The following is a 13,632-nucleotide window of genomic DNA, read 5'->3' as shown; positions in this document are numbered from 1 at the left end:
TCTCCCCACTTTGACAAACGTCGACGCACGCCGCGCGTGTAGGCTGAGCCCCATACCGGCAGTTCTGAGCCTCTGCCCAAAATGGGCGATCGCAGCTCCAAAGCCCTACCATAGGGTTGCACCCACGAAGCACGGCTCTTTATGGTGGTGATGGATTGCGCTTCGCGATGACGCTCTGAGGGTTGGAATGGGAAAGAAGCTTGCTGGTGCTGGCCTCGGCGCGGCCTTGGCGCTGGCCGCATTCGCCTCCGCGCAAGCGCGCGAGACTGGCTACGTCGCGGGCTACTCGGTCAATTGTCGAGAGGAGGGCTGGTCGAGCTCGAAGATCGTCAAGGTGCTCCACCGTGGCGACCGGGCGGCGGTCGTCGATCGCGTCTCCGGATGGGCGAACTTGGATTTTGGCGACGAGGCCTGTTGGGTGCTGGCCAAGTATGTCGGCTCGCAGACGCTCGCCAACACGACCGGAACGCATTCCGTGAAGAGCACGCGCGCGCAGGCCAGCCGCGCCAAAGACAGGCCCAAAGCGGGTTCCTTCCGCGCTGTGGCGGCGTCCTCACCGGCGCGCAGGCCAGCTAGGCGGTCTAGCCGAGCCTCCAGCGGCTACTCTGCGGCGGGGTGCCCCTGCTCCGGCAGCCGGGTCTGCGTCGGCCCGCGAGGCGGACGCTACTGCATCACTTCAGGCGGCAACAAACGGTACGGGGTTTGATGACTTTGATGGTTCACCCACCCAAACTGGCACCGCTTGGGCTTATCTTCTGTTCGGCAATCAGTCTCTGCGCTTGCGGGCAATCTTCGCAAACCCCGCCCTCTGCGCCAGCGGCGAGCCCCGAGTCCGTGAAGGCAGAACTGCCCGCCCCCGTTCTCACGGATGGCGACCTTGGCCGGGTCTGTCGCGGCGCCATCGCTGCTCTGAACGGCCGCGATCCAGGGATTATCAAGGTCGAGACCGTCGCAGCAGGTGTTGCGCAAGTCGCCTACAGCCGGCCCGACGATGGAAAACGCTGGAAGAACCAGTGCCGCGTCGTCGGCAACCGTGTGACTTGGGCCGCCGTCGACCTGAGCGGCCCAGGCACTGGACCAGGACGCTGGCGCATCGACCCGGCAGACGAAACCGTCACCTACAGCCTCGTCGGATCTACCGTGAAGATCAGGATCAGCTACTCCGACGGTTCGGGGGCGGAAGAGAGCTACACAATCGACTAGGCGATCCAGCGGTTCTCCGCCAGTTCAGTGATGAGATCGAGCGTGTCTTCATATCAGTAGTGTGAGTAGCGGCTAGTCACTGCGATGAAGAAAAGGGCATAAAGGCCGCACAAGGCAGCCGTGTGCAGAAGGGTGCCACACGCTCTGGCTTTCGCGGGCGGCATCGAGAGGGGAAATACATGGCGGAGATCGGCCTGATCACGTGGGCTGGCCAACAGCCGCCCTGGGTGCAAGACAGCCTGCGGCGCATCGCGATCGCGGGCACGGTCTCCAAGGCCGATCACCAGGCGGTCTTGCAGCGTGTGCGCCACGCGGTGTTCGGCGACGGTCCTGCGCCGACGTGCGAGCCGATCGGCGCGGATCACCTGGCCAAGTCCGACGAGACTGGGCCGCGGGTGGCTCTCGCCTCGATCGGCCCGGTCCACAACATCGACCGGCTCGCTGCCGATCAACAGCTACGCTTCGCGCCCAGGGGGATCACCCTGATCTTCGGGGAGAACGGGAGCGGCAAGAGCGGCTATGCCAGGATCACCAAGCGGCTTTGCCGTAGCGTCTCGACGGACGCGCTCAAGGGCGACATCTTCCTGGCCCAGCCGGCTGGGCCGCCCACGGTTCGGGTGCGCTACCAGGTCGGCGACGCACCCGTGGCGGCGCTGGACTGGACGCCTGAGGCAACGGCGCCTTCGGCCTTAAGGCAGATCTCGGTCTTCGATAGCCGCAGCGCCAGTCTCTATGTCGACCAGCAAAACCGCATCGCCTACATGCCCGCCGAGATTGCCATCCTCGAGCAGCACGGTGAGCTGTGCACTGAGCTGGCCGAAATTTTCGCCACAGACCAAAGGGCCATCACCGGACGCGTCAAGACGCCGCTTCCAGCCGGCTATGGCGCGGGCGGGACCGTGCAGGCCCTGCTTAACCAGTTGGACGTGCGCACGACGACCCTGCCGGCCAAGGCGGATTTCGAGGCCTTGGCCGCCGTCGGCGACGTCGAGCGCCAGGAGCTTCTCGCGCTGGAACGCCGGCTTGCCCAGGACCCTATGGCCCTAGCCGCCACTCGCCGACGCGGCGTCGACCTGCTGGCCCGCCTCGTCGAGGTTTTCAAGGAGTTGGAGGCTGGCCTGTCGCACGAGGTTGCGGCCAAGCTGACCGATCTTCGGCGGGAAGCGGCCAGCGCCGTGACCGCCTCCCATTTGGCAGCAACCGAACAGTTCGCCAGCGAGCCGCTGCCGGGCGTGGGCCAGGACGCTTGGCGTCTGCTCTACGAGGCGGCTCGCGGCTTTGTTCTCCAGGCTGGCCTGGACCCGCCGGGCCTCCCGCAAGAGCCAGGTGAACCCTGCGCCCTGTGCCAGTCGCCCTTGGATGAGGCCGCCGCCCGCCGGTTGGCGCGCTTCAACGCCTTCATGAAGGGTGAGGCGGCCAAGCGCGCCGATGCGGCCCGCGCAGTCTTGGCTGCGGCCGTAACCGCGATTGAGGCCCTGGTCGTTCCGCCCGTCCAGACGGTGAGCGATGCCTTGGCCGCCTACGCCGTCCTCGCCCCCCGTTGCGCCAGTCTGCTGGCCCGCATCGAGGGGGCGCTGGCGATCTGTCACAGCCGACGCGGCGCGTTGATCGCCGCGCCGACCGAACCGGCGGCCGAAGTTCCCGAACCCGCCCCGGCCCTGGGCGAGGCGCTCATGGCTGAGATGGCGTTGTTGCGGACCGAGATCGAGGCTCTGGAGCGCGACGCCGCCCACAGCACGGGTCTGGACCAGGCCCGCTCGCGCCTGGGCGAGCTGCGGGACCGGATCAAGCTTGCCGATGACCTGGCCACGGTTCTGGCCCGCCTGACCGATCTGGAGACGCTTCAGGGCCTCAAGGCCTGCGCCGTCCAGGTGTCGACGCGCGCGGTCTCGCTACAGATCAGCACGTTGAGAGCCCGGCTGGTGACCGAGAGCCTCCAACGGCGCATTCAGGCCGAGATCGCCAACCTCGACCTGGCCCATATCCCGTTCAAGGTCACCAACGCCAGTCAGCAGGGCAAGAGCTGGTTCGGCGTGGGCCTTTCGGGTGCCACCAAGGCTATTAATCGTGAGGTCCTCAGCGAAGGCGAGCAACGCGCCCTGGCGTTGGCCTGCTTCTTGGCCGAGATGGGCGATGACGGCGACCGCTATGGTCTGATCGTGGACGATCCGGTGTCCTCGCTGGACCAACGCCGAATCCGGCTCGTTGCCGAGCGGCTCGCGCGCGAGGCGGCCAAAGGGCGGCAAGTGGTCATCTTCACCCACAATCTGGTATTCTTCAACGAGGTCGTGGCTGCGGCCACACGACAGGGCGAGGCCGCGCCGCTGATGAAGATGGTGGTGCGCAAGACCCAGGCGCAAGGGTTCGGGGTTGTCGAGGAGGATTCCGAGCCGTGGATCGCTCTGGATGTCACCAGGCGGCTGACGGCCCTGGAGGCGCGCGCCAAGGCGCTGGCCCAGGAGACCGACCTGGCGGGCGAGGCCTATCGCCGGCAGGCCAAGGACTTCTACACCGACCTGCGTGAGACCTGGGAGCGCTGCGTGGAGGAGACTGTGCTCAACAAGACCGTCGAGCGGTTGGTCCCTGACGTGATGACCAAGCGGCTGAACGGCGTAATCGTGACCGATGACGACTACAGGACGATCTACCTGGCCATGGGCCGTGTCTCCGAGCGTTGCCATGACATGCCGGTCGGGCGTGACATCGCCGTCCCGACCCCCGCGGAAATGGTCCAGGACATCCAGGTGCTGCGCGCGTTCAACTCCGACTATCGGACACGGCGCAAGGCGGCGATGGCCCATCGCACGACGCTGCTGGAGCCGGTCAAGGCCGACCTCGTATAAGGTCCGGGCCGCCGTCGCCGCGCTAGGCGTCGAGCGGCACGCCGCCCTTGCGGACCCAGCTGATCATCTCCGCCAGTTCGGTGATGCGGTAGAGCGCGTCGGCGTCGCGCCCCTTGAACAGCTCGCTCGCCAGGAAGCGGCGTTTGGAAAAGCTGGCGGGGTGGGTGTTGAAGCCGGCATGGTTGGCGAGCTCCACGGCCAGCTGGCGGATCTCGCCCATCGCGAGGTCGTCGGCGGCCGCCGTACGCTCCTCGGTCTCGGCCTGGATTTCCGCCGCCCGGGCGGCGAACTCGTCTTCCAGCGTCGCTGACCACTCGGCGACGACCTGGGCGGCGTGCAGGACGCCCTCATAGAGAAACCCGGCCAGGGTCATGGTCGGCTCGCCCTCGCGACGTTGCGCGCGCTTGGTGATATCGGCGAAGCGACGCGCCAGAAGCGGATCGGGTGGTGTCCCCAGGCCCACGGTCTCGCAGGCGCCTTCCAGCTCGCTCTCCGGATCGAAGGTCGCCTGGATCCGATAGACCAGCTTGGGCTGCACTGCGGCGAGCGCCGAAAGGAAATCGGCCGGGCTCATCATGACCCGGGGAGCCTCGCGGTCCGACTGGGGCCAACCCTGGACCAGGGGGCTCGCGGCGGCGTTGGCGGCGGCGAGAACCGCCTCGGCGAAGGCGGTGGCCGAAAGGGCGGATGTCATCCTTGCTCTCCTCTAGTCGTCACGGCGTGGCGCGATCTGGCTGCCGCGCAGGGTGCGCACCACATCGAAGCCGGCCAGGATCTGCTGCTTGACGCCGTCCACATGGCTGATCACTCCCACCGCGCGGTCCTGGCCGACCAGGTCACGCAAGGTCTCCAGGGCGATATCGAGGGTTTCGTCATCGAGATGGCCAAACCCCTCATCGATGAAGATGGCGTCGAGCCGGACCCCGCCGGATTCGGCCTGGACGACGTCTGACAAGCCCAGGGCCAGTGACAAAGAGGCCAGGAAGCCCTCGCCGCCTGACAAGGTGTGGGCGTCGCGCTTCTGATCGGTGTGGGCGTCATAGACCTCGATATCGAGCCCGGACCGCACGCGGCCGTCGCCGCCTTCGAGCTTGCGCTGCAGGGCGAAGCGCCCACGCGACATCCTGCTGAACCGCAGATTGGCCGCCTCCAACACCAGATCGAAGGTCGCGGCGATAGCGAAGTCCCGCAGCCGAAGCCGGTGGGCGTTACGTCCGTCGCTGAGATTGGAAAGCTCCCCCAGGACGCGATAGCGCTCGGTGGCGAAGGCCAACTCGTCTTCCAGTTTGGCGACGATGTCGCGTGTGGCCTCCAGCTGTCCCACGCGCATGCCTATCGTCGAGACCGCCTGTTCCAGCCCGGCCAGGCGCGTGTCGGCCGCGACGAGCGCGGCCTCGGCCAGGGCCAGGTCAGGCCGCGCCTGGTCAGCGATGGCGGCGGCGGCGCGATCACGCCGATCGGCCGCGGCCGCGGCCCGCTCTCCGAAGGCACGGATCTGCGCCGCGAAGGTCTCAAGATGGGGCGCGTCGGCCTTGGCGGTCTCATAGCCGGCCGCGTCGAAGCCGGCGGCGGATAAGGCCGCCTCGAGCGCTATCGCCTCGGCCTTGGCCGTGACCTCCAGCTCCCCTTCGCGTTGGCCCGCCGCCTCGGCCGTTGCCGCAGCGACCTTGGCCGCCTCGCTCGCGCTGCGTTCGGCCGCAAGCGCGCCGGCGTGTCGCTCCAGCATCTGGTCGCGGTTGGCGATCGCCTGCGTCCGGGCCGCGGTGAGCCTGGTCTCGTCGCGCAGATCCTTGGGAACGTCCGACAGCGCCGCCTCGAATGCGGCCTTTGCGGCCGCGTCGTCCTTGTCGGCCAGAGCGAAGGCCGTCTGTGTCTCAGCCAGCGCCTTGTCGGCGGTGCCCACCGCGCCTTGGGCGGCCTCGAGCGCTTTGGCCAGGCCTGCCAGATCCTCCGCCATCAGTTGGGCGAGGTCCTGTTCCAAGCGCACGCAGTCGGCGGCGACCTGTTCGGCGGCGCGCGGCGGCGCCTTCAGGGCGCGCAAGCGGGTGCCGGCGCCCTTGCCCTCGCCTTCGATCATGGCGGCCGCCTCCGCGGCCTGGCGCTCGGCGGTGTCGGCGTCCTGTCGCAGGGTTCGCGCCGCTCGCCGGACCTGCTCGAGATCTTGGCCGGCCACGGCCGGCTTCGCCGGATGGGGGTGGGCCTCGGATCCGCAAACCGGACAGGGCTGACCCTCGACCAGGACGAGGGCCAGATGCGAGGCCTGGGCCTCGGAAAGCGCGGTTTCGGCCGCCTCTTCGACCGACCGCGCCTTGGCCAGGTCCAAGCGCGCCGCGGCCAGCCGCGCCTGGGCCGAGGCCGTGAGCGCCGAGAGACGTTCGACGGCCTTGACCGCGTCTTCGAATTCCACGGCGGTTTCGTGTTCCTTGCGGGCGAGCGCGAGTGCGGTCTCCAGCGCCTCGGCGCGCAGGGCTTGCTGCTGGGCCCGCGCGTGCTGGGCAAGGCTCTGCTCAAGGACCTCGGCAGCGGCGGCGCGGGCCGATTGCGCGCTGGCCAGGGCGCTGGCTGCGCGTGCGCGCGCCGACGCGCTGGCCAAGGCGTGATCTTTCAGGGGGCGGGCGTTTTCCAGGCGCGTCCCGTAGGCGTCCAGGCCGGTCACCAGAGCGACGGCGGCGTCGCGTTCGGGCTGAAGCGCAGCGGACTGGTCCAAGCGATCGGCGGCGGCGGCGGCCAGCGCGTCCAGCCGTTCGGCCTCTTCGAGCGCCGTCCGCCGCGCCGTCGCGGCCGTGGTCAGGGTCTGGGCCGCAGCCGCCGCGCGAGCGTCCGCAGCGGCGCAGGTCTCGGCCTTGGCCGCCGCGGCATGGCGAACCTTCAGGTCTTCGATCTTGCCCTGTTCGTCCAGCAGGGCGGCGACGGCGGCCTGGGCCGCGTCGTGCTCGGCGAACCGCCCCGCCAAGGCTTGCGCCGTCTGCAACGCTGTTCGCAGGCGATCACGATCCTGCGCCTCGGCGTCACGAAGCCGGGCCTGGGCCATCGCCTGTTCGGCCGCGTCCGCCAAGGCCTGGTTGAGCCCTTCCAGGTCCGAGGCGTCCTGAGCCGCCAAATGAGCCTCGATCTGCGTGCGGCCCTGGCCCACCACGTCGCGTAGCGCGCTGGCTTCCGCCTTCAGCCGCTCGACGAAGCGTTCATAGAGCGAGACGTCGAACAGCCCGCGCAGCACCACCGAGCGCTGGTCGCTGGAGGCGGTCAGCAACTGGCGGAACTGGCCTTGCGGCAGCAGGACCACCTGGCGGAACTGGGCGGCGCTGTAATGCAAGATCGCCTGCAGGCGATCGGCTACGGCCTCGACCTTGCGCTCCTCGAGCGCCACGCCGGGATTGTCGGGGCCGATGTCGTCCACGGCCATGCCTGTGGCGTCGTAGAGCGCAGCCCAGTGCGCGCGTTCGACCAAGGTGCCAACGCGCCGGCCGCGCACTGTCTGACGGGGACGCCGGACGAGGTGATAGCGTTTGCCCCCGACGTCGAAAACCAGCTCGGCTTGGGTCTCGACCTCCGCGCTCGCGTGATGCGATCGCAGGTCCTCGCCCTGGCGTTCCTGGCCCGAGGACTCGCCAAACAGCGCAAAGCAAAGGCCATCGAGGATTGAGGTCTTGCCCGCGCCCATGGGGCCGTAGATCCCGAATAGGCGTCGTTCCAGGGCTGGGCGAAAGTCGATCACCTGGGTGTCGGCGAACGGGCCAAAGGCCCGCAGGGACAGGCGCAGCGGGCGCACGGTTAGACCTCCTCGACTTCGACGTCGGCCAGGGTGGCGGTGATGATCGCTGCTTCGGAAGCGTCAGGGCCCTGGCCGCGCACTGCCTCCAGGAAAGCGGCGATGACCCGGGTGGGGTCGCGTCGGTCGACCATCGCGGCGGCTGCGCCCGGCCCAGTCAGCATGGGGCGGTTCGAACGCTCCAACTGCAGGACGTGAGGGTAGACCGCGCGCAGCTGTCCGATCGCGTCGATCAAGGCGCCCTCGTCGGTAAGCACGGCCTTGATCAGGGCGGGAGCGGCTCCGGCTGCGATCCGGCCGGCCTGCAGCAGTTCCTGAAGGCGCCCGGTCAGGACCCGCAGGGGACGCAGGCTCGACAGGGGCACTGTGCGCACCGTCACCGAGCCGGCCGCGTCCAGATCCACGAGGCTGAGGGACTTGGTCTCTTCGGCCTCATCGAAACCAAAGCCCATCCACGCGCCGGAATAACGAATATGCGCCGCCCCGGCCTCCTGGGCGCGATGCAGATGGCCGAGTGCGACATAGGCCGCGCCCTCGAAGGTCGCGGCCGGCACGGTCTCGATACCGCCGACCTGGGTCAGGGGGCGCTCGGTCTCGGTGATACGGCCGCCTTCCACGAAGGCGTGGGCGGTCACCACCCAGCGGGCGCCGGCCGGAACATGGCCTCGCGCCTGAGCCACTTGAGCGGCCAGGACGTCGGCGGGGCTGGCGATGGTGGAGTCCTCGAAGACGTCGCGCGCGGCGTAGACCTCGCTGAACGGCAGCGCCGATATCGCCACCTCGCCGTGTTCATCGTGCAGCACGAGCGGGTGAGGCCGGTCGCGCAGAGGTCCGCGGATCAGGACGCGGCGGGGATCCTGCAGCGCGGCATTGAAGCCGATCCGATCGGGGGCATCGTGATTGCCGGCGATCGCCACGATTGCAGCTGGCGTGTCAGCATAGACCCTGGCGAGGAAATCATTGAACAGTTGCACCGCTTCCTTGCGCGGCACAGCGCGGTCGAAAAGGTCGCCGGCGATAATCAGCGCATCGACCCGGTGATCCACGATCGCTTGGAAAACCTGGTCGAGCAGGTGAGCTTGATCATCGAGCAGGCTCTCTTGGGCAAGCGTACGCCCCAGGTGCCAATCGGACGTGTGCAGAAGTCGCATCTTTCGCCCCCTCCCCCTTTTTGAGGCCGCGCCCCGCCTTAGCTCTACTCGATCATAAGTCGCGTCGGCGACAAAACCGGGCGTGGCCCTTGTTTCCAGATCCCCCCAGAGCGTGACAAAGCTCGGCTCGTGCTCACACTCTAGTCCGCCAGCGTGAGCTGAGTGAGAAGCGTCCAGCCCCGGTCCCTGGTCGCGACCTGCCCCAACGCCCTGCGGGTAGCCGGCCCGACCCGGCGACGATAGCGCTCGTTCTCGCCGCCGCTGCCACAAAGCAGACCTTCCCAAGGTCAGCGATGAGTCACGTCCGGTCTGAATCCACATCAGACAATACCTCGCCCCGCAGGAGACGCCCCTCGGAAATACGTCGCGACAGCAGGTCGATGAACGCCGCATAGCGCTCCTGCCCCTTGGCGCTGGCGGCCCGATCCTCGACCGCCGACATCGCCGGCGTGACCTTCAGCCAGGTCTTCACGAACAAGCCGATGGCCTCATTGGAGATGGTTACGTCCCGCTCGAGCCGAGCGAGCTGACGCGACATCCGGTCGAGCCTACGAGACAGCGCCGCCTCCCCTGCCTCCGCTCCATCGGGCGACAGGTAGGCTTCGACGGCGGCACGGACGATCTCCGACTTCTGCCGTCGGGTCCGCCGCGCCCGCTCATCCAGGATCCGGACCGTGTCGCTCGTCAGAAAGACCTTGGTGGGGATCTTCATGCGTCGCCTCCGAGTGGGATCCCGTCATCGCGATCCATGGCCGCCTGCTTGGCCAAACCAGTGAATCGGCGTTGGAGCTCCCCTCCCTGCTGGACCTCGTCGCCCTCGTGCTCGGGGTCCAGCTCAAGCTCTTCATCGAAAGGCGCAGTCGCCACCTCTTCGGGGCCATCAAGCTCGGGCTCTCGCTTCAGCCCGCCCTCGTCCGTTACGTCCGTCCCTTTTGCTCCCGCAGCGGTCGCGGGGCCGGCGGCGATCCCATCCCAATCCGCTCTAGCAGACGACCGTGGCACGCTCACCGGCCGGTAAAGAGCGCGCACCCGCCCTGCCAAGCGCGGATCCGCATAGTAGCGGATTTTGGTTGCCCGGATCGGTGGCGCGCCAGCCACGAGAACGACGGCTTCGTGCGACGGAAGCTGCATCACCTCGCCAGGCGTCAGCAAAGGGCGCGCCGTTTCCTGGCGCGAAACCATCAGATGTCCAAGCCAGGGAGACAGCCGATGGCCCGCATAGTTGGCCATCGCCCTCATCTCGGTCGCGGTGCCCAAGGTGTCGCTGATCCGGCGCGCGGTGCGCTCGTCGTTGGTCGCGAACGCTACACGGACGTGACAATTGTCCAAGATCGAATGGTTGGGCCCGTAGGCGCGCTCAATCTGGTTCAAACTTTGCGCGATCAGGAAGGCCTTGATCCTGTAACCTGCCATGAATGCCAGGGCGGCCTCGAAAAAGTCCAACCGCCCCAGCGCCGGAAATTCGTCGAGCATCAACAACAACGGCCGACGCGTCCGCGAGGCCTCCAGACCCTCGGTCAGTCGGCGGCCGATCTGATTGAGCACCAGGCGGATCAATGGCTTGGTGCGGCTGATGTCGGATGGGGGCACGACCAGATAGAGGCTGACGGGTCTGTCGGACTCCACGAGGTCAGCGATGCGCCAGTCGCAGCGGCGGGTCACGGCGGCGACCACCGGGTCGCGGTAGAGCCCCAGGAAACTCATCGCGGTAGAAAGCACCCCGCTTCGTTCGTTGTCGCTCTTGTTGAGGAGTTCGCGGGCTGCACTGGCCACCACCGGATGGACGCTGTCCCCGAGGTGGCGCGTCGTCATCATAGCGCGCAGAGTGGTCTCGATCGGCCGCGAAGGATCAGCCAGAAAGTTGGCGACGCCGGCCAGGGTCTTGTCGGCTTCGGCGTAGAGGACGTGGAGAATGACCCCGACCAGCAGACTGTGAGAGGTCTTTTCCCAGTGATTGCGGCGCTCCAACGCACCTTCCGGGTCGACCAGAATATCCGCGATATTCTGCACATCCCGGACCTCCGTTGGACCGCGCCTGACCTCCAACAGCGGGTTGTAGGCGTTGCTGTCCGCGTCGGTCGGATCGAACCGCAGGACATGGCCAAATTTGGCGCGCGCCCCAGCGGTCAGCTGCCAGTTCTCGCCCTTGATGTCGTGGATGACCGCCGAGCCGGGCCAGACCAGCAGGCTAGGCACCACCAGGCCGACGCCCTTGCCGCTTCGGGTCGGGGCGAAGCACAACACATGCTCAGGACCGTTGTGGCGAAGGTAGTGTTCGCCGGTGCGCCCCAACATCACGCCGTCGTCGCCGAGCAGGCCCGCGGCCTTTATGTCGCTGAGTTCGGCCCACCGCGCCGAGCCATAGGTCGTCACGTTCTTGGCCTCGCGAGCGCGCCAGATCGACATGGTGATCGCGACCGCCACGCCCAGTAGCGCGCCAGACACCGCGATGAACGCGCCGCGCAAGAACACCGACGGCGCATAGGCGTCGTAGATGAACCACCACACGAAGAAGGCAGGAGGCGGATACAGCGACCAGTCGCCAAGACGCAACCAGGGTGGTCCGAGGCCGACTTGATAGGACAGTTGCCAGGCCGTCCATTGGGTGGCCGCCCAGACGCCGCAGAGCGCCAAGCCGCCGATCAACAGGATCTGGCCCCATAGGATTTTCGTGCCGTTCATCGCTTGCACCTCTAAAGTCCAAGCCCGCGCTTCTTCCCCAGCGACCAATCCATCCCGCCGCTGGGCGTGATCGTCCCCCTCACCTCCTGCCCAAGCCGCGCATCAAGCGATCGAGTCCACGGCACCAACTGGAAGCCGAGACCGTCCTCGATCATGGCGAACCGGCCCGAGACCAGATCGAACCGGCGGCTGTAGACGCCAGCGACGATCTCGCCCTTCCCCGTCTCGATAAGGGCCGCCCCCGTCTCGGCTCGAATGTTGGCGACGACCCGTGACAGCTCCTGGTTCCGGAGGGTCACGATGAGATTGCGCGCCGGCGCCAGTCCACCGGTCTGGCGGTTTGCCAGCCCCAAGGTTTCCAGATGAGCACGCCGCCGATTGAGCGCCTCGCGCACCTCCAGGCCGAACCCCGCCTGGGCGAGCGATTGCGGCTCGCGCGCGACCATCTGCCGATCCAGCCAGGTCGCTCCCGACGCCTTGATCTGGGCGACAAGATCCAGATCGGATCGATGGACGAGTTCCAGCCGGCTGCCGCCATCATCCAGGCTCCGCGATCGAACTTCGACCAGTCCGCCGATCGGGGTGTCGCCAGTCTGCGGCAGGTCGTTGAATCTGAAATGATGGCTCCGGCCATCGACCGCATCGACGACGACATAGGCCTGACCCGTCACCTCGTCATGGAGCCCCCGGTCGACCAGTTTGCCGAACACAGGCGCTTCCAGGTCACGCCCCTGGATCACGACGGCGTTGAGATCCCGACCCTGCCCGCGCAGCGTGGCGTGCAGGGTCTTGATGATGTCTCCGCGCTCGGCGAGGGCACGCAACTGCGGCTCCAGGTCGTTGACCAGGCGCCATTGGCCCGGTCCCTCAGGCTGCGTCAGGCCCAGGCGCTCCAAATATTGGGCCCGGCCGATCAGCCGCGCCTCGCCAGGGCCTTGCCGCGTCCCGTCGGGGCGCAGATCGACACCGCCCGTGTCGTTGGCCAGGTCGCGCAGACGTCGGTCGAGATGGGTCCAGCGATCGGCGGTCATCTCGCGATCCAGGCCGGCGGCGATCTCGGCCTCTGACCGGGGCCCCAGTTCCAAGGACACCAGAGCCTGCGCCATCTCCCGGAAGCCATGCTTGAGAAACTCGGGATTGATGACCAGGTCGCGGCCATCGTCGGCGACACCGCGCACCAAGACATGGACGTGCGGGTTGTCCGTGTTCCAATGGTCGATCGCGACCCAGTCCAGCCGCGTTCCCAACTCCCGCTCTGCCCGCGCCATCAGCTCACGCGTGGTGGCCCGCAGATCCGCCAGTTTGGCCGCGTCCTCCGGCGAAACCATGAAGCGGAAATGATGACGGTCGTCCTCAATGCGCTTGGCGAAGCCGTCATGGTCGGCGACGCCGTCGCGGTCGAACATCTCCGCTCGCCCGCCGTCGCGGGTGGCGCCCTGCCGGCGCAGATAGCTCAGATGCATCTTCATGGGGGCGGCGCGGTACCGCGAGCCCTTGTGCTGGATGATCCGCGTCTTGATGACCACGCGCCGGGACGCCAATCGACCGCTTGCCGCACGCCCGCCGCCGCGACCGAACCGCCCTGCCCGTCCCCGTGATCCAAGGTCCAGCGTTCCCAGGCCCGAACGCCTGGACGCGCTCAGGACTTCGCCGACGAAGCCGCGCGCCTTTGGAACCGCGCCGGCGCCCTTGTCTCGGGACCGGCCGAACCGAGGGCGAAACTCGTTTTCGCGTTTCATGGCGCGACCTCAAGCGAAAGGTCCCTGCCAAGTCGTTGAAAATACGAATGAACTGGCTTGAAGAGGAACCTGTCTCGTGTGGCAGGTTCCGCAAATTCCTCAACACCATCAATGACATGGGACCTAAAGGTCCCTGTCCTTTTATCTTGCCCTAGGAGTAAGCCTGCCGTTTGCGTTCGGTTGTTGCACTCTTGTTCTCCTTCCATGAGGCGAACCATGTCGGGCTCCTGATTATCGAGGGAGGT

General features: G+C 67.4%; 9 protein-coding genes. 3 read left to right on the top strand and 6 right to left on the bottom strand.

From position 1 onward, the window contains the following. Positions 1 to 187: 187 nt before the first annotated feature. From AC1RNC_RS22940 to AC1RNC_RS22930, 3 genes are all read left to right on the top strand, one after another. A complete protein-coding gene (locus AC1RNC_RS22940; RefSeq protein ID WP_492888369.1) occupies positions 188 to 706 on the top strand; it encodes an SH3 domain-containing protein in 519 nt (172 codons plus the stop codon). Positions 707 to 834: 128 nt separating this feature from the next. After that, positions 835 to 1,203 carry a hypothetical protein gene (locus AC1RNC_RS22935; RefSeq protein ID WP_492888368.1) on the top strand — a complete coding sequence of 123 codons (369 nt, stop codon included), beginning with the start codon at positions 835 to 837 and terminating at the stop codon, positions 1,201 to 1,203. Between the two features lie 179 nt (positions 1,204 to 1,382). Beyond that, positions 1,383 to 4,046 carry an AAA family ATPase gene (locus tag AC1RNC_RS22930; protein WP_492888367.1) on the top strand — a complete coding sequence of 888 codons (2,664 nt, stop codon included), beginning with the start codon at positions 1,383 to 1,385 and terminating at the stop codon, positions 4,044 to 4,046. Positions 4,047 to 4,068: 22 nt separating this feature from the next. Here the strand turns inward: AC1RNC_RS22930 and AC1RNC_RS22925 are convergent, their stop codons facing one another. From AC1RNC_RS22925 to AC1RNC_RS22900, 6 genes are all read right to left on the bottom strand, one after another. Then, on the bottom strand, positions 4,069 to 4,740 hold the full coding sequence (locus AC1RNC_RS22925; RefSeq protein WP_492888366.1) for a hypothetical protein: 672 nt from the start codon (positions 4,738 to 4,740) through the stop codon (positions 4,069 to 4,071). A gap of 12 nt (positions 4,741 to 4,752) precedes the next feature. After that, positions 4,753 to 7,815 carry an AAA family ATPase gene (locus AC1RNC_RS22920; RefSeq protein ID WP_492888365.1) on the bottom strand — a complete coding sequence of 1,021 codons (3,063 nt, stop codon included), beginning with the start codon at positions 7,813 to 7,815 and terminating at the stop codon, positions 4,753 to 4,755. 2 nt (positions 7,816 to 7,817) lie between these two features. After that, positions 7,818 to 8,966, bottom strand: coding sequence for an exonuclease SbcCD subunit D (locus AC1RNC_RS22915; RefSeq protein ID WP_492888364.1), 1,149 nt, complete (start codon positions 8,964 to 8,966; stop codon positions 7,818 to 7,820). A 298-nt stretch (positions 8,967 to 9,264) separates the two neighbouring features. Next, a complete protein-coding gene (locus AC1RNC_RS22910) occupies positions 9,265 to 9,678 on the bottom strand; it encodes a ribbon-helix-helix protein, CopG family (RefSeq protein WP_492888363.1) in 414 nt (137 codons plus the stop codon). Next, the gene (locus AC1RNC_RS22905; protein ID WP_492888362.1) at positions 9,675 to 11,648 is read right to left on the bottom strand and encodes a conjugal transfer protein TraG; all 1,974 of its coding nucleotides are present in this window, start codon (positions 11,646 to 11,648) and stop codon (positions 9,675 to 9,677) included. The genes AC1RNC_RS22910 and AC1RNC_RS22905 overlap by 4 nt, the downstream gene beginning before the upstream one ends. Before the next feature lie 11 nt (positions 11,649 to 11,659). Beyond that, the gene (locus tag AC1RNC_RS22900) at positions 11,660 to 13,387 is read right to left on the bottom strand and encodes a relaxase/mobilization nuclease domain-containing protein (protein ID WP_492888361.1); all 1,728 of its coding nucleotides are present in this window, start codon (positions 13,385 to 13,387) and stop codon (positions 11,660 to 11,662) included. Positions 13,388 to 13,632 lie beyond the last annotated feature (245 nt).

The sequence above is a fragment of the Caulobacter sp. GW822-FHT01G02 genome, assembly GCF_058802865.1.
Note: the sequence above shows the minus strand (reverse complement) of the source record. Positions and strands in the feature narration are given on the sequence as shown.

Bases quoted from the DNA above. Each gene is read 5' to 3' on its own strand.
- AC1RNC_RS22900 (WP_492888361.1), bottom strand. From the start codon at position 13,387: ATGAAACGCGAAAACGAGTTTCGCCCTCGGTTCGGCCGGTCCCGAGAC.
- AC1RNC_RS22905 (WP_492888362.1), bottom strand. From the start codon at position 11,648: ATGAACGGCACGAAAATCCTATGGGGCCAGATCCTGTTGATCGGCGGC.
- AC1RNC_RS22930 (WP_492888367.1), top strand. From the start codon at position 1,383: ATGGCGGAGATCGGCCTGATCACGTGGGCTGGCCAACAGCCGCCCTGG.
- AC1RNC_RS22915 (WP_492888364.1), bottom strand. From the start codon at position 8,966: ATGCGACTTCTGCACACGTCCGATTGGCACCTGGGGCGTACGCTTGCC.
- AC1RNC_RS22925 (WP_492888366.1), bottom strand. From the start codon at position 4,740: ATGACATCCGCCCTTTCGGCCACCGCCTTCGCCGAGGCGGTTCTCGCC.
- AC1RNC_RS22910 (WP_492888363.1), bottom strand. From the start codon at position 9,678: ATGAAGATCCCCACCAAGGTCTTTCTGACGAGCGACACGGTCCGGATC.
- AC1RNC_RS22940 (WP_492888369.1), top strand. From the start codon at position 188: ATGGGAAAGAAGCTTGCTGGTGCTGGCCTCGGCGCGGCCTTGGCGCTG.